Origin of the sequence: Streptomyces sp. DSM 110735 (assembly GCF_016482685.1) — a bacterium.
Lineage (GTDB): Bacteria > Actinomycetota > Actinomycetes > Streptomycetales > Streptomycetaceae > Streptomyces.
In genome coordinates this window covers 439,196-462,213 of the sequence record NZ_JACYHF010000001.1, presented here as the reverse complement: position 1 = coordinate 462,213, position 23,018 = coordinate 439,196, and the positions used below count along the sequence as shown (strand labels likewise).

Genomic DNA, 23,018 nt, shown 5'->3' with positions numbered 1-23,018 from the left:
AAGCGGCCGCCCCGGGTGGCTCCCTGTGCGGAGCGGGCTCGACGGTGGGAACTACACCGGAGTCCGCCTCGGGCCACCCTGTCGGGAGTCGGACGTACTGCCGTGCAGAGGCATCGTCCTCACTCCTCTCCCGGTTCGGGGCGCCGGGACGTTCCCGGCGGATGGGGCACCCCTACTGTGCCCCGGCGCCGAGCGGGGGCGCCACCGAATTAACGGCGCTACCGGCGGCGCCACCTGCGCCGACGAGCCCGGCTGAAGAACCAGCCCGCGGGCGGTTCGTCCGAGCGCCACGGCTGCGGCTCGGGCCGCTCCGCGCGCCAGCGGGCGGCGAGCATCCGGGCACGGGCGGAGGGCTCGACGGTCTCGGCGTCCCGTACGAACTCCTCGTCGAGGACCACGTCGTCCCAGGCGTCAAAGCCGTCCCGTCCCGGCTCGTCGTCCTGCGGTGTCCGCTCGTTCATCCGCGCACCTCCGCGCCGTCTCTCAGCGTGTTTCCAGTGTGCCGAGCCGGGAGTGAAGGCCCCGTCAAAGCGCCGGGGCCCCCGCTCCTACTCCTCGCCCGCCAGCGTCAGCGACCGCAGCTTCCAGCCCGCGAACCAGGTGGCCGCGACGGTCACCACGATCAGCAGCACCGTGGCCGTCGTCAGCCCCACGTCGGAGGTGACCAGGTCGCCGCCCGCGAGCTTGTGGGCGACCGCGAGCGACCACTGCTGGACGCTCAGGGTGCGCGCACCGGCCACCAGGGAGCCGAACAGCGCCTCCCAGACCAGCGCGTAGACGAGCCCGAAGACCACCGCGTGCCGCGAGACCGTGCCGAGCAGCAGGAACAGCGCCGAGTAGGCGATGGACGAGACGAGCGCGGCGACCGTGTAGGCGACGGCGATGTTCTGGCCGTTGCCGTTCAGGATCAGGCCCGCGATCAGGGTCGGGACGGCGGAGAACACCATGGTGACCGCGATGGCGACGATCAGCTTGGTGAAGATGATCGCCGGCCGCTTGAGCGGCTTGGACAGCAGATAGACCACGGAGCCGTCGTCGATCTCCGGTCCGATGGCGCCGGTGCCCGCGATGACGCCGATGATGGGCACCATGGTGGCGAGCGCGAACCCGCCGAGGACGTCGGCGGCCACTTGGTCGTCGGCGCCGGTCAGACCGCGGACGATCGCGGAGATGACGATCAGCAGCAGCGGCAGCACGCCGAGCACGAGGGCCCGACGGCGGCCGAGCAGGGCTCGGTAGGTGAGCCGGGCGACGGTGGGGTCGTACATCTTCGGCCTCCTACGCCGCGACCAGATACGAGAACACGGACTCCAGGGACTCGTCCGACGGCGAGACCGTGTGCAGCCGGATGCCCAGGTCGCGGGCGACCTTCGGCAGCAGCGTGGTGAAGCGGCCGAAGTCGACGGCCTGGACGAGCAGCGCGCCCTCTGAGGTGTCCACCTCGATACCGGCCGTGGACGCGTCCGCGATCAGCGCGGCCGCGAGCGCCCGGTCGTCGCTGGAGCGCACCAGGTAGCGGTGCGGGCGGTCGGTCATCAGGCGGCGGATCTTGCGGAAGTCACCGCTGGCCGCGTGCCGTCCGGCGACGACGACCTCGATGTGCCGGGCGAGCTGCTCGACCTCCTCCAGGATGTGCGAGGAGAACAGCACCGTGCGGCCCTCGTCGCCCATGGTGCGCAGCAGGTCCATGAGCTGCATGCGCTGGCGCGGGTCCATACCGTTGAACGGCTCGTCGAGCAGCAGCAGCGAGGGGTCGTGGACCAGCGCGGAAGCCATCTTCACGCGCTGCCGCATGCCCTTGGAGTACGTGGAGATCTTGCGGTCCTGCGCGTACTCCATCTCGACCGTGGCCAGGGCGCGCTGCGCCTCCCGGTCGCCGAGCCCGTGCAGTTCGGCGTTGGCGACGACGAACTCGCGCCCGGTGAGGAAGTCGTACATCGCCTCCCGCTCGGGTACGACGCCGATGTCCCGGTAGACGGACTCGTTGCGCCACACCGGGCGGCCGTCCAGGGTGATCGTGCCGGTGGAGGGGGCGAGGAAGCCGCCCATCATGTTGATGAGGGTGGACTTCCCGGCACCGTTGGGACCGAGCAGACCGGTGACGCCGGGGCCGATCGTCATGGTGATGTCGTTGACGGCGACCACGTTGCCGAACCAGCGGGAGACGTGGTCGATGCTGAGCGTGGTCACAGGCTCACCTTCTTGTAGCGGCGCAGCAGCAGGCCGTAGCAGGCGGCGATGACTCCGAGGACGACGATCAGATAGACGAAGCCCTCTCCGGTGGACGGGCCGACGCCGCTGGGGAACGACGACGCGCCGCCGAGCAGTGCCGACTGGATGCCGTCGATCAGGGTGACCGGGGAGAACAGCCCGATCCACGGCACCGCCCCGCTGTTGCCCTGGGCGTCCGCGATGGCCTGGAGCGTGGAGACCGCGCCGTAGGAGATCGTCATGACGGCGATGACGGCGGCGATGCCGAAGCCGCGGCGCGGGGTGATGGAGGCGATGACCAGACCGATCCCGGCGAACAGCAGGGAGAGCAGCGCCACCGAGACCACTCCCTGTCCGAACTTCTCGCTCTGGTGGGCCACCCCCATCTTGGCGAGCAGCGCGCCCACGTAGAGCACGAGCAGCGGGCCACCGGTGAGGACGAACAGGGCCGAGGCGAGCGCCGCGAACTTCGCGAGCACGTAGTCGGCGGTCTCGATCGGCCGCGAGAAGTACAGCGGCACCGTCTTGAAGCGCAGGTCGCGCGAGACCGACTGGGGTGCCTGCGAGGCCACGTACAGGCTGATGACGGCCTGCATGATGATCGCGTACCGGCTGTAGGGGACCGGCAGTTCGTGCGCCTTGGTGGTCACCGCGACGGCGACCATGATGGCCGCGGGCACGCACATCACCGCGAACAGCAGCATGGGCAGCACCTTGGACTTGGCCGAGCGGCCGAGTCCGTAGGCGCCGCGCAGGGACTGCGAGTAGAGCGAACGGCGGGCGTAGGCGCGGCCGAGGCGGGGGCCGTCGTAACCGCGGTAGCCGATGTCGTGGATGCGGGACTGGTCGCCAGAGGGCGACCCCGCCGACTCGGTGACAGGGTGCTGGATGGGGTGCTCAACCGCCATGGCCGGCGGCCTCCTTCCGCTGCTCGTCGGCGGTGGTGAACACCTCGGAGATGCGGTGCCTGCGCTGCTCCATGCGCACCAGGCCGAGTCCGAGGTCCGCGACGACGTCGCGCACCAGGTCGTACGTCTCGTCGCCGCTCGCGGTCACCAGGACGATGTGTCCGGCGCCGGGCAGCCCGCCGCCCTCGTCCTCGGTGTCGAGTCCGCGCGCGCCGAGCGCCTCGCGCAGGGCGCGGGTGCCGTCGGGGTGGGTGTCGCTGTCGGTGACCTCGATCGCGAGGGTCGTCGTGGTCTGGGTGAAGTCGGTGGTGGAGCTGGACCGCAGCAGCTTGCCGCCGTCCACGACGACCACGTGGTCGCAGGTGCGCTCCAGCTCGCCGAGCAGGTGCGAGGTGACCAGGACGGAGATGCCGAAGTCGGTGTGGACGCGGCGGATCAGACCGAGCATCTCGTCGCGCCCGACCGGGTCGAGCCCGTTGGTCGGCTCGTCCAGGAAGACCAGGCGCGGGTCGTGCACCAGCGCCTGGGCGAGCTTGACCCGCTGTTTCATGCCGGTGGAGTAGCCGCCGATGGGGCGGTACCGCTCCTCGTAGAGGCCGACATGGCGCAGGGTGTCCGCGGTGCGCTCACGCGCGGCGGCGGCAGGCAGTCCGGACATGCGGGCCATGTGCACGACGAACTCGGTGGCCGAGACGTCGGGCGGCAGGCAGTCGTGCTCCGGCATGTACCCGACCCGCTCCCGGATGGCGGCGCCCTCGGTCGCCACGTCGAGACCGAGCACGGCGGCGCGGCCCTCGGAGGCGGGGGACAGACCCAGGAGGATCTTGATCAGGGTGGACTTGCCGGCGCCGTTGGCACCGACGAGTCCGGTCACACCGGGTCCGATGTCCACGGACAGCCGGTCGAGAGCGGTCACCCGTGGGTACCGCTTGCTCAGGCTCTCGGTCGCGATCACAGTCACGTCCCCGACGGTAGTGACGCGGACCACGCCGGTCGTCAGACCTCAGAGCCGTCTTGGGGTCAGTCTCCGGTAGTACGGGGCCCTAGGGGACTGTGCGCGGGACGGGTTCCGGGGGGACAGCGGGCCGGGTTCCCGGGGACGGGGGCGGGGTTCCCGGGGGCGAGGGCCAGAGGCCCCTAGGGGTCACCCCGGTGATCTCCCCTATTGACGCCGCCTCTAACAACTGCGAGATTCAGCAGGGTCGGGTGACGAGGGCGTGGCATCGACGGGACGGGCGGCATGACGAGCGCAGTGAGTGAACTCTCCGCCGAACTGCGGGGCTTCCAGCGGGTGCAACGGCTCGCGTACGAGTGCGCGGAGGCGGTCGCGGCTCGTCTGGAGCCGGGCGTCACCGAGCGCGAGGCGGCCCGGATGCAGCGGCGGTGGCTGTACGAGCGCGGGATGCGGGACTGGTTCCATCTGCCCTTCGCCTGGTTCGGCGACCGGACGGCGTTCACCGGTTTCCGGATACCGCTCCAGTTCTTCCCCACCGACCGCGCCCTGGAGCCCGGGATGCCGTTCATCCTGGACCTGGCCCCGGTGTACGAGGGGTACACGGCCGACATCGGCTACTCGGGCGCCCTCGGCGACAACCCGCTGCAACGGCGCCTCATGGCCGACCTGGAGGCGCACCGCGAGCTGATCCTGCGCGAGGTGCGCGAGCGGCGCCCGCTGCGCGAGATCTACCTGGACGTGGAGCGGCTCATGACCCGCCAGGGGTACGCCAACCGGCACCGCGCCTACCCCTTCGGCGTGATCGCCCACAAGGTGGACCGGGTGCGCCAACGCCGTTTCGCACCGCAGGTGTTCGGCTTCGGCACCCAGTCCCTCAAGGGGCTGCTGAGCGACGCGGTGCACGGTCATCGCGAGGGCTGGTCGCCCCTGTGGTCGCCGTACCGCTTCTCCGACCACCCGCCGCGTCCGGGTCTGTGGGCGGTCGAGCCCCACCTCGGATTCCGGGGCACGGGCGCCAAGTTCGAGGAGATCCTGGTGGTCACGGACTCGCGCGACCCCGACGAGAGCGCCTTCTGGCTGGACGACGATCTGCCGCACACGCGGCGCTGGGCGGAGGAGAAGTGATGCTGGAGGGTGCGCGCGAGCGCCGGATCAGGACCGGCGGGATCGAGCTGTGCGTGGCCGAACTCGGCGACCCCGCACGGCCGACGGTGGTGCTGGTGCACGGCTACCCGGACAGCAAGGAGGTCTGGTCCGAGGTCGCCGTCCGGCTCGCCCGCGACTTCCACGTGGTGCTCTACGACGTCCGGGGTCACGGGCGTTCGACCGCGCCGAAGCCGCTGCGCGGGGGCTTCACGCTGGCCAAGCTGACGGACGACTTCCTGGCCGTGGTGGACGCGGTGAGCCCGGACCGTCCGGTCCATCTCGTGGGCCACGACTGGGGATCGGTGCAGTCCTGGGAGTTCGTCACGGTCGCCCGCACCAAGGGTCGCATCTCCTCCTTCACCTCCATGTCGGGTCCGTCCCTCGACCACTTCGGGCACTGGATCAACGCGCGCGTGAAGCGCCCGACTCCCCGCAGGATCGGTCAACTTCTCGGTCAGGGCGCGAAGTCCTGGTACGTCTATCTGCTGCACACCCCCGTGCTGCCCGAACTCGCCTGGCGCGGACCGCTCGGCAAGCGCTGGCCCGCCCTCCTCCAGCGGGCGGAGAAGGTCCCTGCCGACGGCTACCCGACCGCCTCCCTGCCCTCGGACGCGGCACACGGCGCCTGGCTCTACCGGGACAACGTCCGCCCCCGGCTGCGCAAGCCGCGCCCGGACGCCCACGCGCACGTGCCGGTGCAGCTCGTCACGCCCGAGGGCGACGCGTTCCTCTCCCCGCGGCTCTACGACGACCTGGAGCGGTGGGTGCCCCGGCTGGTCCGGCGCGTCCTCCCGGCCAAGCACTGGATTCCCCGCACCCGTCCCGACCAACTGGCGCTGTGGATCACCGAGTTCGTGGAGTCGGTCGAGCAGGGCGAGCCCGCCTCCGTGCCCGAGGGCCGCCATGGCGACCGTTTCGCCGGGCAGTTGGTGCTGGTCACCGGCGCGGGCGACGGCATCGGTAGGTCTACGGCGTTCGCCTTCGCGGAGGCCGGCGCGCGGGTGGTGGCCGTGGACCGCGACCCGGAGGCGGCGACCCGCACGGCCGAACTCGCCCTGTTGCTGGGGGCGTCGGGGGCGTGGGCGGAGTCGGTGGACGTCTCCGACGAGCAGGCCGTGGAGAAGCTGGCCGCGCGGGTGCACGGCGAACACGGCGTGGTGGACGTGCTGGTGAATGGCGCGGGCGTCGACCTCCCCGACTCCCTCCTCGCCTCTCCCGCCGACGACTGGCGGGCGGCGCTGGAGGTCAACGTGTTCGGCGCGCTGCACAGTTGCCGTCTTTTCGGGGCGCGCATGGTGGAGCGGGGGCAGGGCGGTCACATCGTCAACATCGGGTCCGCCGTGACGGATCTTTCGGATCGCCTGCGCGCCGAACTGTCCGTGCACGACATTGGAGTTACCGTCGCCTGCGCGGCACCTGACGCCAACTGGCCGCCGGAGAAGGCCGCGAGCGCGATCCTGGACGCCGTGGCGCAGAACGAGCCAACTGTCGCGAAACGGGCGTCAGTTGTCCACAGGATCGCCAACTTCTTTGTGGATAACTGAACTTGGCTGTGGATCAAACCTCCTGACGAAAATCGAGTGCGTGACCTACGTCTCTTCGTGTACATCATGAAAGCGAGAAAGCAGGTAAAAGACGAAACAGAAAAGAAGGAACGTAAGGAAATATGGATGACAGACGTACCGTAAAGCTGTCGAAGTACCTCTCGAAGCATCTGCGCCACCAGCCCGAGCGCATCGGACTCACGCTGGACGCGGGCGGCTGGGTCGAGATCGACGCCCTGATGACGGCCGCCGCCGCGCACGGCTTCCCGTTCACGCGCGCGGAACTCGACCACGTCGTGGCCGTCAACGACAAGAAGCGCTATGCGGTCGAGGGCACCCGCATCCGCGCCAGCCAGGGCCACACCGTGCGCGTCGACCTGGGACTCGCCCCGGCCACCCCGCCGCCGTACCTCTACCACGGCACCGTCGCCCGCTCCCTGGACGCGATCCGCGCGGAGGGGCTGCGCCCCATGAGCCGCCACGACGTCCACCTCTCGGCCGACCGCGAGACAGCCACCCGCGTCGGCTCCCGGCGCGGCCGACCCGTCGTCCTCGCGGTGGACGCGGCGGCCATGCACCGCGACGGCCACGTCTTCCGCGTCAGCGCGAACGGGGTCTGGCTGACGGAGTCCGTACCGGCCCGCTATCTGCGGTTCACCGAGGCACGCTGACGGGGGCGCGGGCGCTTTCACGGGCGTCCGGGCCCTCCTCACCGGGCACGTAGGCTCGACGCCATGAGTCTGCGTCTGAGCACCCTGATCCTCCCCGTCGACCGCTGGCACGAGGGCGGCCGCGCCAAGTGGCAGCGCGCGGAGGACCTGGGCTTCCACGCCGCGTACACCTACGACCACCTGTCGTGGCGCAGCTTCCGCGACGGCCCCTGGTTCGGCGCGGTGCCCACGCTGGCGGCGGCGGCCGCCACGACCTCGCGGCTGCGGCTGGGCACGCTCGTCACCTCCCCCAACTTCCGGCACCCGGTGACCCTTGCCAAGGAGCTGATCTCCCTGGACGACGTCTCCGACGGCCGGATCACCCTCGGCGTCGGCGCGGGCGGCATCGGCTTCGACGCGACCGCGCTCGGCCAGGAGCCCTGGACCCCGCGCGAGCGCGCCGACCGGTTCGCGGAGTTCGTGGCCCTGCTCGACCGGCTGCTCACCGAGGGCGCGGTCACCGAGGAGGGGCGGTTCTACTCGGCCGTCGAGGCGCGCGACATCCCCGGCTGTGTGCAGCGCCCCCGGCTGCCCTTCGCGGTGGCGGCGACCGGTCCCCGCGGGCTGCGCCTGGCCGCCCGGTACGGCCAGGCGTGGGTGACCACGGGCGACCCGAAGCTGTACGAGAACGGCACCCCCGAGCAGTCGGTCGAGGCGCTGCGCGGCCAGATCGACAAGCTCCGCGAGGCGTGCGCGGAGGCCGGGCGGGACGTGGCCGAACTGGACAAGATCCTGCTCACCGGCTTCACCCCCGACCGCACCGGACCGCTCCAGTCCCTGGACGCGTTTGTGGACTTCGCCGGGCGCCACCGGGAGCTGGGCTTCGACGAGATCGTGATCCACTGGCCCATCCCGGACTCGGACTTCGCCGCCGACCAGAAGATCTTCGAACGGATCGCGCTGGAGGCGACGGCACAGCTCGGCTGAGGGGGCTGGGGTAGCGGACCTGACGGGGCTGGGACTGCGGACGCGATGGGCGTGGGCGCCGGGGCCCGGCGGGGCTGGGCTGCGGGCGTGGGGCGGCGAGCCTGACGGGCGTGGGCCGGGGGCGCGATGGGGCGTGGGGACGGCGGCCCCGGCAGGCGTGGGGCGGCGATGGACCTGGCGCGGTGGCCCTGACGAGCCTGGAGCGGCGGGAGGACGGGGCTCGGTCGGCGAGCCCGATGGGCCCGGGTCGGCGAGCCCGGAGGGTCTCCGCCCCTGGCCGGATGTGACCCGTTCTGATCCCAACCGCGCCTCATATGTGCGGAGTCCCGCACGACCGTGCGCGCATATGCGCGAGAATGGCCGGGTGACCTCAGCGACCAGACAGCCGGGGACGCCCCCGGTATCCCCCGCGTTCTCGGCCCCGCCAGGAGAAGGAGGCACCGTAGGCCCGCCGCCCCGGCTGATCGCCACCGACCTCGACGGCACCCTGCTGCGCGACGACAAGACGGTCTCCGCGCGGACCGTCGCCGCGCTCGCCGCGGCCGAGGAGGCGGGGGTGGAGGTCTTCTTCGTCACCGGCCGCCCGGCCCGCTGGATGGACGTGGTCGCCGACCACGTCCACGGCCACGGGCTCGCGATCTGCGGCAACGGCGCCGCCGTGGTCGACCTGCACGGCGGCCCCGGCGCCCACCGGTTCGTCACCGTGCGCGAGCTGACCCGGCAGAGCGCGCTCGACGCGGTGGGGCTGCTGCGCGAGGCGGCGCCGGGCACGGTGTTCGCCGTCGAGCAGACCTACGGCTTCCACCAGGAGCCCGCGTATCCCAAGCTGCACATGGAGATACCGGACAACCTGCTGCCCGCCGAGAAGCTGCTCGCACCGGACGGCCCGGACGCCGACCAGCCCGTCCTCAAGATCCTCGCCTACCACCCCGAGCTGGACCCGGACGCGTTCCTCACCACGGCCCGCGTCGCGATCGGCGGCCACGCCAACGTCACCCGCTCCAGCCCCAGCGCGCTCCTCGAACTGAGCGGCGCCGGGGTCTCCAAGGCGAGCACCCTGGCGCTGTGCTGCGCCGAGCGGGGCATCTCGCCCGAGGAGGTCGTCGCCTTCGGCGACATGCCCAACGACCTGGAGATGCTGACCTGGGCCGGGCGCTCCTACGCGATGGGCAACGCCCACCCCGACGTGTTCGCCGCGGCCACCGGCCGTACGGTCGCCAACACCGAGGACGGAGTGGCGGTCGTGATCGAGCGGCTGCTCGCCGACCGCCTCTGACCCCGCGGTACGGCCTGTCGGGCAGGCCCTACCGCGCCACCACCAGCGTCTCCGCCTCGGCCTCGCGCCGCGCCATCGTGCGCAGCGGGCCGTCGGCGGAGACCAGCTCCGCGTAGGAGCCGCGCTGCACGACGCGGCCCGCGTCCAGCACGAGGACCTCGTCCACGGCGTCCAACCCGGCGAGCCGGTGCGTGATCAGCAGCGTGGTCCTGCCCTCGGTGGCGGCCAGCAGGTCCGCCGTGAGCGCGTCGGCGGTGGGCAGGTCCAGGTGCTCGGCGGGCTCGTCCAGCACCAGCACCGGGAAGTCCGCGAGCAGGGCCCGTGCGAGGGCGAGCCGCTGCCGCTGGCCCCCGGAGAGCCGGGCGCCGTGCTCGCCGACCAGCGTGTCCAGCCCCTCGGGCAGCTCGTCCACCCAGTCCAGCAGGCGCGCCCGCAGCAGCACGTCGCGCAGATCGGCGTCGCTCGCGTCCTTGCGCGCGAGCAGCAGGTTCTCCCGCACGGTGCTGTCGAAGAGGTGGGCGTCCTGCGCGCACAGCCCGACGAGCCTGCGCACGTCGTCGCCGTCCAGCTCGTCCGCCGCGACACCGGCCAGCGTGTAACTGCCCGCGCGCGGGTCGAGGAAGCGCAGCAGCACCTGGGCGAGCGTGGTCTTGCCCGAGCCGGAGGGACCGACCACGGCGATCCGCCGCCCCTGCTCCAGCGTGAGGTCGAGTCCGGCGAGCGCGTCGCCGTGCTGTCCCTCGTACCGGGCGCTGAGGTCACGCACCACGACCGGGAACGGCGAGACGGGCGCCTGGCGGGGCTCCTCCGGCTCGTGCACGGGAACGGGGGCGTCCAGGACCTCGTACACGCGCTCCGCGCTGCGCCGCACCCGCTGCCGGTAGCGCGCCGCCAGTGGCAGCCCCAGAACGGCCTCGAAGGCGGCCAGCGGGGTGAGCACGACGACGGCCATCGCGACGCCGTGCAGACGGCCCGAGGCGACTCCCTCGGCGCCGACCAGCGCGGCGGCGGCGACGGTGAGCCCGCAGATCAGCGCGGTGAGCCCGTCGCCGAGGGCGGTGATCCCGGCCGCGCGCGAGGCGATCCTCGTGAGGGTGCCGTCCGCCTGCCGGGCGGCGTCCGTGCGGGCGGGCAGCGCACCGGCCACGGTCAGCTCGGCGGTGCCGGTGAGCACGTCGGTCACGCGGGTCGACAGCTCGCCCCGCGCCGGAGCGAGACGGCGCTCGGTGCGGCGGGCGACCGACGCGGTGATCAGGGGGACGCCGACGCCCGCGAGAAGCAGTCCCGCCGCCAGCACGGCACCGGCCTCGGGAAGCAGCCACGCCGTGAAACCGACCGAGGCGGCGGAGACGGCCACCGCGACACCGGTGGGCATGAGCCAGCGCAGCCAGTAGTCCTGGAAGGCGTCCACGTCGCTGACCAGCCTGCTGAGCAGGTCGCCGCGCCGGGTGGTGCGCAGCCCGGCGGGCGCCAGGCGCTCCAGGCGCCGGTAGACGGCGACCCGGGTGTCGGCGAGCATCCGCAGCACGGCGTCGTGCGAGACCAGCCGCTCGGTGTACCGGAACACGGCCCGCCCGATGCCGAAGAACCGGGTCGCGGTCACGGCCACCAGCAGATAGAGCACCGGCGGTTCCTGCGAGGCGCGCGAGATCAGCCAGCCGGAGGTGGCCATCAGACCGACCGCGCAGCCGAGCGCCAGACTGCCGAGGACCAGAGCGAAGAGGAGACGTCCGTAGCGCGGCGCGGCCAGCGCGCGGACCCGGGCCAGGACGTTGCGCGGACGGCTGCCGTCCGCCCTCGCGGGCGGGACCGGAACACCGTCCGCGTCGAGCGGGCCGCTGTCGGGCAGGTCCGCGAGGGTCGTGGCGGGCGCGGCGGGCTCGGGCACATGGGCGTCGAGCGCGGTGGCGGCCAGCTCGGGCGGGACCACCTCGGCCAGGACGGGAGCGGATTCGGTGGCGACCGGTGCTTCCAGCCGGACCACCCGGTCGGCCGCCTCCAGAAGCGCGGGCCGGTGCACGACGAGGAGGACCGTGCGACCCACGGCGAGCCGCCGGACCGTCGCCACGACGTCCGCCTCCGTGGCGCCGTCCAGGGCCGCCGTGGGCTCGTCCAGGAGCAGGACGGGCCGGTCGGCGAGGAAGGCGCGGGCGAGCGCGAGCCGCTGGCGCTGACCGGCGGACAGCCCCGCCCCGTCCTCGCCCAGCACGGTCTCGGCGCCCGCGGGCAGTGCGTCCACGAACTCCAGGGCGCCCGCGTCCGCGAGGGCCCGGCGTACGGCCGCGTCGTCGGCGTCGGGGCGGGCCAGCCGGACGTTCTCCGTGATGGTGCCCGCGTAGACGTGCGGCCGCTGCGGCACCCAGGCGATCCGGGAGCGCCACTGCTCCAGGTCGAGGTCCGCGAGATCCGCGCCGCCGATCCGGACCTGGCCCGCGGTGGGGCGGACGAAGCCGAGCAGGACGTTGAGCAGGGTGGTCTTGCCGGCGCCGCTGGGACCGACGAGCGCGACGGTCTCCCCTGGCTCGACGGCGAAGGACACGTCGGCCACGGCGTCCGTCGAGCGGCCCGGATAGCGGACAGTCACGGAGTCGAAGGAGAGCGCGCCCTCGGGCACCCGGCCGGTGCCGGACGCCGGGACCGGGGTCTCCAGCACGGCGAAGATCTCCTCCGCCGCCGCCAGACCCTCGGCCGCCGCGTGGTACTGGGCGCCGACCTGGCGCAGCGGGAGATACGCCTCGGGCGCCAGCACCAGGATGACCAGACCGATGTACAGATCCATGCTGCCGTGCACCAGGCGCATACCGATGGTCACGGCGACCAGGGCGACCGAGAGCGTGGCCAGCAGTTCCAGGGCGAAGGACGAGATGAAGGCGATCCGCAGGGTCCGCATGGTGGCCTGGCGGTACTCGCCGGTGATCTTGCGGATGGACTCGGCCTGCGCCTTGGCCCGGTTGAAGACCTTCAGCGTGGGCAGTCCCGCCACCACGTCCAGGAAGTGACCGGAGAGCCGGGACAGCAGTCCCCACTGCCGGTCCATCCGGTACTGGGTGGCCCAGCCGATCAGCATCATGAAGATCGGGATGAGCGGAAGGGTGCCGACGATGATCGCCGCCGACACCCAGTCCTCGGTCACGATCCGCGCCAGCACGGCCACGGGCACGACCACCGCGAGCCCGAGCTGCGGAAGATAGCGCGAGAAGTAGTCGTCGAGGGCGTCGACCCCGCGCGTGGCCAGCGTGACCAGCGAACCGGTGCGCTGACCGCTGAGCCACCCGGGACCGAGCGTGGCGGCACGCTCGACCAGCCGCTCCCGCAGCTCCGACTTCACCGCCGCGCTGGCCCGGTGTGCCGCCAGCTCGGTGAGCCAGGAGACCAGCGCCCGGCCACAGGCGACGGCGACCAGCAGTCCCAGGGGTGTGACCAGGTCAGAGGCGGTCTTGCCCTGCTGGAAGGCGCCCACCACGACTTCGGCGATGAGCATCGCCTGGGCGATGACCAGCCCGGCGCCGAGTGCGCCCAGGACGACGACCGCCACCAGGAAGAGACGCGTGGCGCCCGCATAGCGCAGGAGGCGGGAATCGATCGGTTTCACGTGAAACGTGTCCTTCAGTCCCGAGAGTGTGTTTCACGTGAAACATACCCTTGGGACGCTCAGTGTGCGGTGTCGGCGATGTGCTGTGTACCGATGCGCTGACGGAACACCCAGTAGGTCCAGCCCTGGTAGAGCAGCACGAGCGGCGTGGCGATCGCGGCGCACCAGGTCATGATCCTCAGGGTGTACGGGCTCGACGAGGCGTTGGTGACGGTGAGGCTCCAGTCGCCGTTGAGCGTGGACGGCATGACGTTCGGGAAGAGCGACAGGAACAGCATCGCGACGACCGCCACGATGGTCACGCCGGACAGCGCGAACGCCCATCCCTCCCGTCCCGCGCCGATGGCCACGAGAGCGGCCGTCAGTGCGGCGACCGTGACGATCAGCGCCGCGAGGCTGGCGACGTCACCGCTGTGGGCCTGCGTCCACAGCAGGAAACCGAGCGCCGGGACGGCGGTGACGAGCCCGGTCCGCAGCGCCAGTCGCCGCGCCCGTACCCGGATGTCCCCGACCGTCTTGAGCGCCGCGAAGACCGCACCGTGGAAGGTGAACAGCGTGAGCGTCACCACGCCGCCGAGCAGCGCATAGGGGTGGAAGAGGTCCCCGAGACCGCCGACGTACTCGAAGTGCCGGTCGATCTTCACCCCGTACGCGATGTTGCCGAAGACCACGCCCCAGAGGAACGCCGGGAGCAGTGAGGTCCAGAAGGTCGCCCACTCCCAGTTGCGCTGCCACTTCTCCTCGGGGCGCTTGACCCGGTACTCGAAGGCGACGCCCCGGACGATCAGACAGACCAGGATCAGCAGCAGGGGCAGATAGAAGCCGGAGAAGAGGGTGGCGTACCACTCCGGGAAGGCGGCGAAGGTCGCGCCGCCCGCCGTGAGCAGCCACACCTCGTTGCCGTCCCAGACGGGGCCGATGGTGTTGATCAGCACCCGGCGCTCGGCGCGGTCCCGGGCGAGGAGCCGGGTGAGGATGCCGATCCCGAAGTCGAACCCCTCCAGAAAGAAGTAGCCGGTCCACAGGACGGCGATCAGGACGAACCAGATGTCGTGAAGATGCATGACTGTTCCCCCGGCCTAGTACGAGAAGGCCATCGGCTTGTCGGCGTCACGGAGATCGCCGCCGATCCTGGTGGGCGGGTTGAGGTCGGCCTCGGTCAACTCGGGCGGTCCCGCCTTGGCGTACTTGGCGAGCAGCCGGACCTCGATGACGGCGAGGATCGCGTAGAGCGCGGTGAAGACGGCCATCGAGATGGCGACCTCGGCCTGGGAGACGCCGGGGGAGACCGAGTGGCGGGTCTGCAGGACGCCGTAGACGGCCCAGGGCTGGCGGCCGGTCTCGGTGAAGATCCAGCCCCAGGAGTTGGCGATCAGCGGGAAGGCCAGCGTCCAGACGGCGATGCGCCAGAACCAGGCGCCGAGCTTCGGGCCGAGTGCTTTGTGGGGGAGGAGGACCAGATGCGGCACCTCGTCCTCGCCGACCCGGAGGTGCTGGGGGAGCAGGAACTTCTTGCGGGTCAGCCAGAGCCCGGCGATGCCGAGGGTGAAGGACGCCATGCCGAAGCCGATCATCCAGCGGAAGCCCCAGAAGGCGACCGGGATGTTGGGCCGGTAGTCGCCGGGACCGAACTGCTTCTGCTCGGCCTTGTTCACGTCGTTGATGCCGGGCACATAGGACGAGAAGTCGTCGTTGGCGAGGAAGGACAGCAGACCCGGGATCTCGATGGCGACGGTGTTGTGGCCCTTCTGCACGTCGCCGTAGGCGAAGATCGAGAAGGGGGCGGGCTTCTGACCGTCCCACAGGGCCTCGGCGGCGGCCATCTTCATGGGCTGCTGCTTGAACATGACCTTGCCGAGCACGTCTCCGCTGACCGCGGTGAGCAGTCCGGCGACGACGACGGTGATCAGACCGAGGCGCAGCGAGGTCTTCATCACGCGGATGTGCCTGCGGCGGGCGAGGTGGTAGGCGGCGATGCCCACCATGAAGGCGCCGCCGGTCAGGAAGGCCGCGGCCAGGGTGTGGAACGCCTGGCTGAGCGCGGTGTTCTGGAAGAGCACGGCCCCGAAGTCGGTCAGCTCCGCACGGCCCTTGGCCTTGTCGATCCGGTAGCCGACGGGGTGCTGCATCCAGGAGTTGGCCGCGAGGATGAAGTACGCCGACAGGATCGTGCCGAGCGAGACCATCCATATGCAGGCCAGGTGGATCTTCTTGGGGAGCTTGTCCCAGCCGAAGATCCAGAGTCCGATGAAGGTGGACTCGAAGAAGAAGGCGATCAGAGCCTCGAAGGCGAGGGGGGCGCCGAAGATGTCACCGACGAAGCGCGAGTAGGCCGACCAGTTCATGCCGAACTGGAACTCCTGCACGATGCCGGTGACGACGCCCATGGCTATGTTGATCAGGAAGAGCTTGCCCCAGAACTTCGTCGCCCTGAGGTACACCTCCTTCTCCGTGCGCACCCAGGCCGTCTGGAGACCGGCCGTGAGGGCGGCCAGGGAGATCGTCAGCGGAACGAAGAGGAAGTGGTAGACGGTGGTGATGCCGAACTGCCAGCGCGCCAGGGTCTCCGGCGCCAGAGCCAGTTCCACGTCGTCACTCTCCTAACTCCACCGCCAGACGGTGGGGTTTGCCCTTTTTGTCTCGTACATACGGGGCGATCGGGACCGAGCTTGTGAAAGCGTTCACATTCACAAGCCATTATGACGCACACGCCTTCGACATCCGATGGGGGGTCATGCGTGAGGCCCCGCACACGGCGGGGCCCCACACCAACGCTCCGGTAACGCTTACGGAGATCCGCTCAGTTCTTCTCGCGGAACGCCTCCGTCACCTTCAGGAAGATGTCGTTGGCCTCGGTCTCCCCGATCGTCACCCGGACCCCCTCGCCCGCGAACGGCCGCACCACCACACCGTGCCGCTCGCACGCCTCGGCGAACTCCGTGGTGCGCTCCCCCAGCCGCAGCCACACGAAGTTCGCCTGGCTCTCCGGCACGGTCCAGCCCTGCGCGCGCAGCGCCTCCGCCACCCGCTGCCGCTCGCACACCAGCGAGCCCACCCGGCCCAGCAGTTCGTCCTCCGCCTCCAGCGAGGCGATCGCCGCCTCCTGCGCGATGTGGCTGACGCCGAACGGCACCGCCGTCTTGCGCAGCGCCGCCGCCACCGGCTCATGCGCGATCGCGAAGCCGACCCGCAGCCCGGCGAGGCCGTACGCCTTGGAGAAGGTGCGCAGCACGCAGACGTTCGGCCGCTCCCGGTACAGCTCGATCCCGTCGGGCACCTCGGGGTCGCGGATGAACTCGCGGTACGCCTCGTCGAGGACCACCAGCACGTCGCTGGGCACCCGGTCGAGGAACCGTTCCAGCTCGGCGCGCCGGACCACGGTGCCGGTCGGGTTGTTGGGGTTGCACACGAAGATCAGCCGCGTGCGCTCGGTGATCGCGTCGGCCATCGCGTCCAGGTCGTGGACGTCGCCGTCCGTCAGCGGCACCTGGACCGACCGCGCGCCGCTGACCTGCGTGATGATCGGGTACGCCTCGAAGGAGCGCCAGGCGTAGATCACCTCGTCGCCCGGCCCGCTGGTCGCCTGCACCAACTGCTGCGCCACACCCACCGAGCCGGTGCCCGTGGCGATGTGGGACAGCGGGACGCCGAAGCGCTCGGCCAGCTCGCTCATCAGCGCGGTGCAGGCCATGTCCGGGTAACGGTTGAACTCGGCGACCGCGGCGGTGACGCGCTCCATGACGCCGGGCAGCGGGGGATAGGGGTTCTCGTTGGAGGACAGCTTGTAGGCGGCCTGACCGCCGGCCGCGGCGGGCTTGCCCGGCTTGTAGGTGGGGATACCCTCCAGCTCGGCGCGCAGCTTGGGGCTCGTCTCGCTCACCGCAGTCCTCCTCGCGACCACCGGCGGACCGTCGACGCCGCCGGCTTCCAATACTCCTCACCTTATGAGGATTCGGCGCGGTTGCGTACCTTCGGGAAGCGGACTCCGTCGGCCGCGCGGAGCATCCGGACCGGGACCCTCCCTGGGGGGCGCATCGCATGTCCGTCCGCGCGCCGGTGGCTCGCGCCGTGGCGCGCATCCCCCGTGCAGGTGAGTTGAGACCTCTTCGAAACATCGGGCAGTTGGCAGGTCCACACGCGTGGATAGGACACGTCTCGCCATCGAGTCGGTCAACTGACATTTTTTCTAAGGCAGTTCAGTACTGACGACCATGCAGAAACGTGCCTGTCAACGCGTGCATATGCGTCCGCACTACCCCACCACCTGAGCCCTACTATCGGCACGCCATGACAGCAGCAGGGAAGCACCAGGTGAGCCGCGCGGAAACCTCACGACGAGGCAGCCGGCCGGGCCGGGCGGGCATCAGAGACGTGGCCGCCGCCGCCGGGGTCTCCATCACGACCGTCTCCGACGCCCTCAACGGCAAGGGTCGGCTCCCGGATGCCACCCGGCGCCATGTCCGCGAGGTGGCCGACCGGCTGGGCTACCGCCCGTCCGCCGCCGCCCGCACCCTCCGCACGGGCAAGTCCGGCCTCATCGGCCTGACCGTGACCACGTACGGGGATGAACCTTTCACCTTCACCGAGTTCGCGTACTTCGCCGAGATGGCCCGCGCGGCCACCTCCGCCGCGCTCGCCCGCGGCTACGCGCTCGTCATCCTCCCGGCCACCTCGCGCCACGACGTGTGGTCCAACGTGGCCCTCGACGGCACGGTCGTCATCGACCCCTCCGACCAGGACCCGGTCGTCAGCGAGCTGGTCCGCCAGGGCTTACCCGTCGTCTCCGACGGCCGCCCGGCGGGCGCGCTCCCGGTCACCGCATGGGTCGACAACGACCACGAGGCCGCCGTCCTCGGCATCCTCGACCACCTCGCCGCCGCGGGCGCCCGCCGGATCGGCCTGCTCACCGGCACCTCGACGGACACGTACACCCATCTGTCGACCACCGCCTATCTGCGCTGGTGCGAGCGCGTCGGCCAGGACCCGGTGTACGAGGCGTACCCCGCGCACGACCCGTGCGCGGGCGCCATCGCCGCCGACCGGCTCCTCGCCCGTCCCGACCGCCCGGACGCCGTCTACGGTCTCTTCGACCCCAACGGCACCGACCTCCTGGCCGCCGCCCGCCGCTACGGCCTGCGCGTCCCGGACGATCTGCTGCTGGTGTGCTGCAGCGAGTCCACGGTGTACGCGACCACCGAGCCGCCCATCACCACCCTCTCGCTCAAACCCCGCCGTATCGGCACGGCCGTGGTCCAGCTCCTCATCGACGCCATCGAGGGAGTCGACTCCGACCACCCGGTCGAGCAGGTGATACCGACGGAGCTGATCGTGCGCACGTCCTCGCAGCGGCGCCCGCCGCGCACGACGGTGAGCCCGCCCCGGGCACCGGAGAAGGATTAGCGCGGGTCCCCGGCCGGGCGGGACGGCCCGCCCGGCGGCCCGCGCCGACAACCAGTCGAACTCATGCCCAATCGGTGCGAAAGCCACGATGAACCGGCGTCTTGCTCGGATTCACCACCCCTGGGTCATCACATGGCGCGACGCGCATTCCTATGATGGGCGCACGACACCGCGGGCCGCTGCGACCAGGCAGTCCGAAGCGGTGCAGCTTCGGCGCGATGGTGGAGGGGTCTGATGACTCAGGGGGCCGGTCAGGGGACCGAGGTGGAGCGCACGGAGACGCTGCGCGACTTCCGGGTGCCCGCGTACGTCCATGAGACCGGTCCGTACCCGCACCCCGGCGACGTGGTCCCGGCCGACGAGGACTTCCCCGACGGCTACACGCCCACCCAGCGCGACCTGCCCGTCATCCAGCGCGGCGACACCCTCCAGCTCCCCGTCGACCCGGACGCCGCACACGCGCCCCGGGAGAACGCGGGTCCCGGACCGCTGTACGTCGTCGGAGACGTCCACGGCTATCTGGACGAGCTGCTCGCCGCCCTGCGCGAACAGGGACTGATCGACGAAGCGGGCCAGTGGTGCGCGGGCACCGCCCGGCTCTGGTTCCTCGGCGACTTCACCGACCGGGGCCCGGACGGCATCGGCGTGATCGACCTGGTGATGCGGCTGTCCGCCGAGGCGGCCGCCGCCGGCGGCTACTGCAAGGCCCTCATGGGCAACCACGAACTGCTGCTCCTGGGCGCCAAGCGGTTCGGGGACACCCCGGTCCACTCCGGCGCGGGCACCGCCACCTTCCAGGCCGCCTGGCTGCTCAACGGCGGCCAGAAGACCGACATGGACCGCCTCCAGGACCACCATCTCCAGTGGATGGCGCGCCTCGACGCCGTCGAGTCGGCCGACGGCTATCTGCTGCTCCACTCGGACACCACCGCCTATCTCGACTACGGCGACTCCATCGAAGCCGTCAACGACACGGTCCGCGAGACCCTGACGCGCAACAGCGTGGACGAAGTCTGGGAACTGTTCCGCAAGTTCACCAAGCGCTTCTCCTTCCGCGACGAGGGCGGCGCCGACGCCGCGCGCTCCCTTCTCGATACGTACGGCGGCACCCGGGTCGTTCACGGCCACAGCCCCATTCCCTATCTGCTCGGCCACGTCGGCTCCGAGGACGACGACGAGGACCGCGACCCGCACGTCGAGGGTCCGCACGTCTACGCCGAGGGTCTCGCCATCGCGATGGACGGCGGCGTGACCATGGCCGGAAAGCTGCTGGTCCGGCAACTCCCCCTGGACGCCTGAGGGTTCGGCCGACTAAACCGGTCCGGGTCGGCCGGACACCGGACCGGGCCTCAATTTCCGACAACCCCCTGTCACCTTGAGCCTTGACGGCTCTACCATCGGTTTATCCGTAGCAGGCTCCCCTCCGTTTCTGCCCGACGGCTCGCCGCCATGCGAGCCCCCAGCCCTACGGAGCATCGGGGGATGCACATGAACAGCGTTCCGCAGCACCTGCTGAACGAGGACCGCCAGGAATTCGAGCGGCTCCTCGATGAGGCGCTGCGCTCCGCGCCACACCGCCCGGAACTGTCCGCGATGGGTCAGCGGCTCAACCCCGAGCAACTGCGCACCATGGCGCTGGGCGCCATCGTGCTCATCACGGCCGCCGCGGCCACCGAGTACCAGCACTACGTGAAGGTCCGCGAGGAGCTGCGCCACCCGGCGCCGTCCCCGGAAACCCAGGCCGAGGCCGGGTCCGCCGCCGAGCCCGGTCCCGGCACGCTGGGCCTGGCGGCGACGAGTCTCGGGGAGGTCGCCGAGACCGCCGGTGCGGGGGCGATCGCGGTGATAGCCGTGCTCGCGCCCGTCCTCGCCGGGACCGCGGCCGCCATATTCCTGCTCGTCGGTTACCTCCTGAAGATGCTGGTCCCCGGCCAGACCTTCGCCCGGACCCTGATCGCGGCGGGCTGGGTCTTCGGCGCCGTGACCGCCGCCGCGATCCTGGTCGCCGCCGTCGGACTGCTGCTCACCGCCCTGCGCAACAAGGCGACCGCCGAGGCGGGTGCCTACGACGAGGCGGGCCGGGCGGTGGCCGAGGCCAGAGACGCCTGGCGGGACGCCCTGCTGGAGCGCGGCATCCTGCCCTTCCTCACGGAGGCGCTGGACCGGCCGGGGCCGGTGACCCCGTACCCGGTCCAGCCCGCCTCCCCGACCGGAAGGATGCCGCGCCTGGGCTACGGTCGCCCCGGCTTCAGCAGCCCGCACGACGGCTCGGTCTCCGACCGGCCGCGCTTCTCCAGCCCGGACTACTCGAGTCCCGACTTCGGCGGTCCCGAACACCAGCCGGAGTAGGCGCGAGCCCGCCCCGGTGTCACCCGGCTGTCACTCGGCGATGGGCAGATAGACCCGGTTGCCCGTGGCCGCGAACTCCTCGGACTTGCGGGCCATGCCCTCCTCGATCTCGGCCTTGGTGCCGCCGTGTTCGCGCCGGATGTCCTGCGAGATCTTCATGCTGCAGAACTTCGGCCCGCACATGGAGCAGAAGTGGGCCGTCTTGGCGGGCTCGGCGGGCAGCGTCTCGTCGTGGAACTCCCGTGCCGTGTCCGGGTCGAGAGCCAGGTTGAACTGGTCCTCCCACCGGAACTCGAAGCGGGCGTCGGACAGCGCGTCGTCCCACTCCTGCGCACCGGGGTGTCCCTTGGCGAGGTCGGCCGCGTGGGCGGCGATCTTGTAGGTGATGACGCCGGTCTTCACGTCGTCCCGGTTGGGCAGGCCCAGGTGTTCCTTGGGCGTGACGTAGCAGAGCATCGCCGTCCCCCACCAGGCGATCATCGCCGCGCCGATACCGGACGTGATGTGGTCGTACGCCGGGGCGATGTCGGTGGTCAGCGGGCCGAGCGTATAGAACGGAGCTTCATCGCAGATCTCCTGCTGAAGGTCGATGTTCTCTTTGATCTTGTGCATCGGGACGTGACCGGGGCCCTCGATCATCGTCTGTACGTGGAAACGCCTGGCGATCCGGTTGAGTTCCCCGAGCGTGCGCAATTCCGCGAACTGCGCCTCGTCGTTGGCGTCCGCGATGGACCCGGGCCGCAGACCGTCGCCCAGCGAGTAGGTGACGTCGTAGGCGGCGAGGATCTCGCAGAGTTCCTCGAAGTTCTCGTACAGGAACGACTCCTTGTGGTGCGCCAGGCACCAGGCCGCCATGATCGAGCCGCCGCGCGAGACGATGCCGGTCTTGCGGTTCGCCGTCAGCGGGACGTACGGCAGCCGCACGCCCGCGTGGACCGTCATGTAGTCCACGCCCTGCTCGGCCTGTTCGATCACGGTGTCCTTGTAGATCTCCCAGGTCAGCTCCTCGGCCTTGCCGTCCACCTTCTCCAGCGCCTGATAGAGCGGCACCGTGCCGATGGGGACGGGGGAGTTGCGGAGCACCCACTCGCGGGTGGTGTGGATGTTGCGGCCGGTGGAGAGGTCCATGACCGTGTCGGCGCCCCAGCGGGTCGCCCAGGTCATCTTCTCCACCTCCTCCTCGATGGAGGACGTGACGGCGGAGTTGCCGATGTTGGCGTTGACCTTCACCAGGAACCGCTTGCCGATGATCATCGGCTCGATCTCGGGGTGGTTGACGTTGGCGGGCAGCACCGCGCGACCGGCGGCGATCTCCTCGCGGACCACCTCCGGAGAAACGTTCTCGCGGAGGGCCACGAACTCCATCTCGGGCGTGATCTCGCCCCGCGCCGCGTACGCGAGCTGGGTGACCGCGCCGCCGTCACGGCTCCGGCGCGGCAGCCGCGGGCGTCCGGGGAAGACCGCGTCCAGGTTCCGCAGCCCGCCGCGCGGCGAGGTGTGCTTGATGCCGTCGTCCTCGGGCCGGACGGGGCGTCCGGCGTACTCCTCGGTGTCGCCCCGGGCGACGATCCAGTTCTCCCGGAGCGGGGTCAGTCCCCGGCGAACATCGGTGGGGACGGCGGGGTCGGTGTACGGACCCGACGTGTCGTAGAGCGTGACCGACCGTCCGTTGGTCAGGTGCACCTGACGGACCGGCACATGTACATCGGGGCGCGAGCCCGCGAGGTACGCCTTGTGCCAGCCGTTGGACTTCCCGGCCTCGGCGTCCGGCGACCCGTTCGTCGCGTTCTGCGTGGAGGCAGGCGTGCGTGCGTCCTTGTTGGTCATGAGACCTACTCCCTACGCCGGCATTACCCGGTAACAGGTTCGGCGGTCGACGCAGCGATTTCCGTCCGCAGATGGTCCGGTGGAAGCAGGTTCCACGTGAAACATCGCGAAGACGGAGGTCAGCGCCCTCTCAGCCCGGTGCTCCGAGCTCCCGCGTGTGCAAAGGTGCCTCC

General features: G+C 71.0%; 18 protein-coding genes and 1 riboswitch. Of the genes, 8 read left to right on the top strand and 10 right to left on the bottom strand.

What is annotated here, in order from left to right; translation table 11 throughout:
* Positions 1-218: 218 nt before the first annotated feature.
* The 5 genes from IF655_RS02070 to IF655_RS02050 form a co-directional block, all read right to left on the bottom strand.
* Positions 219-461: a hypothetical protein gene (locus tag IF655_RS02070; protein WP_199581660.1), complete on the bottom strand. Its 243-nt coding sequence runs from the start codon at positions 459-461 to the stop codon at positions 219-221.
* Positions 462-548: 87 nt separating this feature from the next.
* Positions 549-1,268 (bottom strand): ABC transporter permease subunit, encoded by a 720-nt coding sequence (locus IF655_RS02065; RefSeq protein WP_199581659.1) that lies wholly within the window; start codon positions 1,266-1,268, stop codon positions 549-551.
* A 10-nt stretch (positions 1,269-1,278) separates the two neighbouring features.
* Positions 1,279-2,190: an ABC transporter ATP-binding protein gene (locus IF655_RS02060; protein ID WP_199581658.1), complete on the bottom strand. Its 912-nt coding sequence runs from the start codon at positions 2,188-2,190 to the stop codon at positions 1,279-1,281.
* Positions 2,187-3,119: an ABC transporter permease gene (locus IF655_RS02055; RefSeq protein ID WP_199581657.1), complete on the bottom strand. Its 933-nt coding sequence runs from the start codon at positions 3,117-3,119 to the stop codon at positions 2,187-2,189. Before IF655_RS02055 ends, IF655_RS02060 begins: the two co-directional genes overlap by 4 nt.
* Positions 3,109-4,074: an ABC transporter ATP-binding protein gene (locus IF655_RS02050; protein ID WP_199581860.1), complete on the bottom strand. Its 966-nt coding sequence runs from the start codon at positions 4,072-4,074 to the stop codon at positions 3,109-3,111. Before IF655_RS02050 ends, IF655_RS02055 begins: the two co-directional genes overlap by 11 nt.
* Positions 4,075-4,359: 285 nt before the next feature.
* Here IF655_RS02050 and IF655_RS02045 point away from each other — a divergent pair, with 285 nt between their 5' ends.
* From IF655_RS02045 to IF655_RS02025, 5 genes are all read left to right on the top strand, one after another.
* The gene (locus IF655_RS02045; RefSeq protein ID WP_199581656.1) at positions 4,360-5,199 is read left to right on the top strand and encodes a M24 family metallopeptidase; all 840 of its coding nucleotides are present in this window, start codon (positions 4,360-4,362) and stop codon (positions 5,197-5,199) included.
* The gene (locus IF655_RS02040) at positions 5,199-6,764 is read left to right on the top strand and encodes an SDR family oxidoreductase (protein ID WP_199581655.1); all 1,566 of its coding nucleotides are present in this window, start codon (positions 5,199-5,201) and stop codon (positions 6,762-6,764) included. Before IF655_RS02045 ends, IF655_RS02040 begins: the two co-directional genes overlap by 1 nt.
* A gap of 122 nt (positions 6,765-6,886) precedes the next feature.
* Positions 6,887-7,435 (top strand): RNA 2'-phosphotransferase, encoded by a 549-nt coding sequence (locus IF655_RS02035; RefSeq protein WP_199581654.1) that lies wholly within the window; start codon positions 6,887-6,889, stop codon positions 7,433-7,435.
* 63 nt (positions 7,436-7,498) lie between these two features.
* Positions 7,499-8,401, top strand: coding sequence for an LLM class flavin-dependent oxidoreductase (locus IF655_RS02030; RefSeq protein WP_199581653.1), 903 nt, complete (start codon positions 7,499-7,501; stop codon positions 8,399-8,401).
* 346 nt (positions 8,402-8,747) lie between these two features.
* The gene (locus tag IF655_RS02025) at positions 8,748-9,677 is read left to right on the top strand and encodes a Cof-type HAD-IIB family hydrolase (RefSeq protein WP_199581652.1); all 930 of its coding nucleotides are present in this window, start codon (positions 8,748-8,750) and stop codon (positions 9,675-9,677) included.
* A 28-nt stretch (positions 9,678-9,705) separates the two neighbouring features.
* Here IF655_RS02025 and cydD read toward each other — a convergent pair whose 3' ends face one another.
* The 4 genes from cydD to hisC all read right to left on the bottom strand — a co-directional run bounded on the left by cydD (position 9,706) and on the right by hisC (position 17,149).
* Complete coding sequence (gene cydD / locus IF655_RS02020) at positions 9,706-13,269, bottom strand: thiol reductant ABC exporter subunit CydD (protein ID WP_199581651.1); 3,564 nt, start codon at positions 13,267-13,269, stop codon at positions 9,706-9,708.
* Between the two features lie 59 nt (positions 13,270-13,328).
* Entirely contained in the window at positions 13,329-14,333 is a 1,005-nt protein-coding gene (gene cydB, locus IF655_RS02015) for a cytochrome d ubiquinol oxidase subunit II (protein ID WP_199581650.1), read from the bottom strand.
* Between the two features lie 15 nt (positions 14,334-14,348).
* Positions 14,349-15,857 carry a cytochrome ubiquinol oxidase subunit I gene (locus IF655_RS02010; protein ID WP_199581649.1) on the bottom strand — a complete coding sequence of 503 codons (1,509 nt, stop codon included), beginning with the start codon at positions 15,855-15,857 and terminating at the stop codon, positions 14,349-14,351.
* 212 nt (positions 15,858-16,069) lie between these two features.
* Entirely contained in the window at positions 16,070-17,149 is a 1,080-nt protein-coding gene (gene hisC / locus IF655_RS02005; RefSeq protein ID WP_199581648.1) for a histidinol-phosphate transaminase, read from the bottom strand.
* Positions 17,150-17,556: 407 nt separating this feature from the next.
* Here hisC and IF655_RS02000 point away from each other — a divergent pair, with 407 nt between their 5' ends.
* From IF655_RS02000 to IF655_RS01990, 3 genes are all read left to right on the top strand, one after another.
* Positions 17,557-18,669 (top strand): LacI family DNA-binding transcriptional regulator, encoded by a 1,113-nt coding sequence (locus IF655_RS02000; RefSeq protein ID WP_199581647.1) that lies wholly within the window; start codon positions 17,557-17,559, stop codon positions 18,667-18,669.
* Positions 18,670-18,903: 234 nt separating this feature from the next.
* A complete protein-coding gene (locus tag IF655_RS01995) occupies positions 18,904-19,968 on the top strand; it encodes a metallophosphoesterase (RefSeq protein ID WP_199581646.1) in 1,065 nt (354 codons plus the stop codon).
* A gap of 183 nt (positions 19,969-20,151) precedes the next feature.
* Positions 20,152-21,018, top strand: coding sequence for a hypothetical protein (locus tag IF655_RS01990; RefSeq protein WP_199581645.1), 867 nt, complete (start codon positions 20,152-20,154; stop codon positions 21,016-21,018).
* 30 nt (positions 21,019-21,048) lie between these two features.
* On the opposite strand, the gene thiC is transcribed toward IF655_RS01990, so the two are convergent.
* Positions 21,049-22,845, bottom strand: coding sequence for a phosphomethylpyrimidine synthase ThiC (thiC, locus tag IF655_RS01985; protein WP_199581644.1), 1,797 nt, complete (start codon positions 22,843-22,845; stop codon positions 21,049-21,051).
* A riboswitch (TPP riboswitch) is annotated at positions 22,838-23,010 on the bottom strand. (Overlaps the previous gene by 8 nt.)
* Between the last annotated feature and the right edge of the window lie 8 nt (positions 23,011-23,018).

Coding starts and splice junctions, on each gene's coding strand:
- IF655_RS02070 (WP_199581660.1), bottom strand. CDS start 461: ATGAACGAGCGGACACCGCAGGACGACGAGCCGGGACGGGACGGCTTT.
- IF655_RS02065 (WP_199581659.1), bottom strand. CDS start 1,268: ATGTACGACCCCACCGTCGCCCGGCTCACCTACCGAGCCCTGCTCGGC.
- IF655_RS02055 (WP_199581657.1), bottom strand. CDS start 3,119: ATGGCGGTTGAGCACCCCATCCAGCACCCTGTCACCGAGTCGGCGGGG.
- IF655_RS02045 (WP_199581656.1), top strand. CDS start 4,360: ATGACGAGCGCAGTGAGTGAACTCTCCGCCGAACTGCGGGGCTTCCAG.
- IF655_RS02040 (WP_199581655.1), top strand. CDS start 5,199: ATGCTGGAGGGTGCGCGCGAGCGCCGGATCAGGACCGGCGGGATCGAG.
- IF655_RS02035 (WP_199581654.1), top strand. CDS start 6,887: ATGGATGACAGACGTACCGTAAAGCTGTCGAAGTACCTCTCGAAGCAT.
- IF655_RS02030 (WP_199581653.1), top strand. CDS start 7,499: ATGAGTCTGCGTCTGAGCACCCTGATCCTCCCCGTCGACCGCTGGCAC.
- IF655_RS02025 (WP_199581652.1), top strand. CDS start 8,748: ATGCGCGAGAATGGCCGGGTGACCTCAGCGACCAGACAGCCGGGGACG.
- cydB (WP_199581650.1), bottom strand. CDS start 14,333: ATGCATCTTCACGACATCTGGTTCGTCCTGATCGCCGTCCTGTGGACC.
- IF655_RS02000 (WP_199581647.1), top strand. CDS start 17,557: ATGACAGCAGCAGGGAAGCACCAGGTGAGCCGCGCGGAAACCTCACGA.
- IF655_RS01995 (WP_199581646.1), top strand. CDS start 18,904: ATGACTCAGGGGGCCGGTCAGGGGACCGAGGTGGAGCGCACGGAGACG.
- IF655_RS01990 (WP_199581645.1), top strand. CDS start 20,152: ATGCACATGAACAGCGTTCCGCAGCACCTGCTGAACGAGGACCGCCAG.
- thiC (WP_199581644.1), bottom strand. CDS start 22,845: ATGACCAACAAGGACGCACGCACGCCTGCCTCCACGCAGAACGCGACG.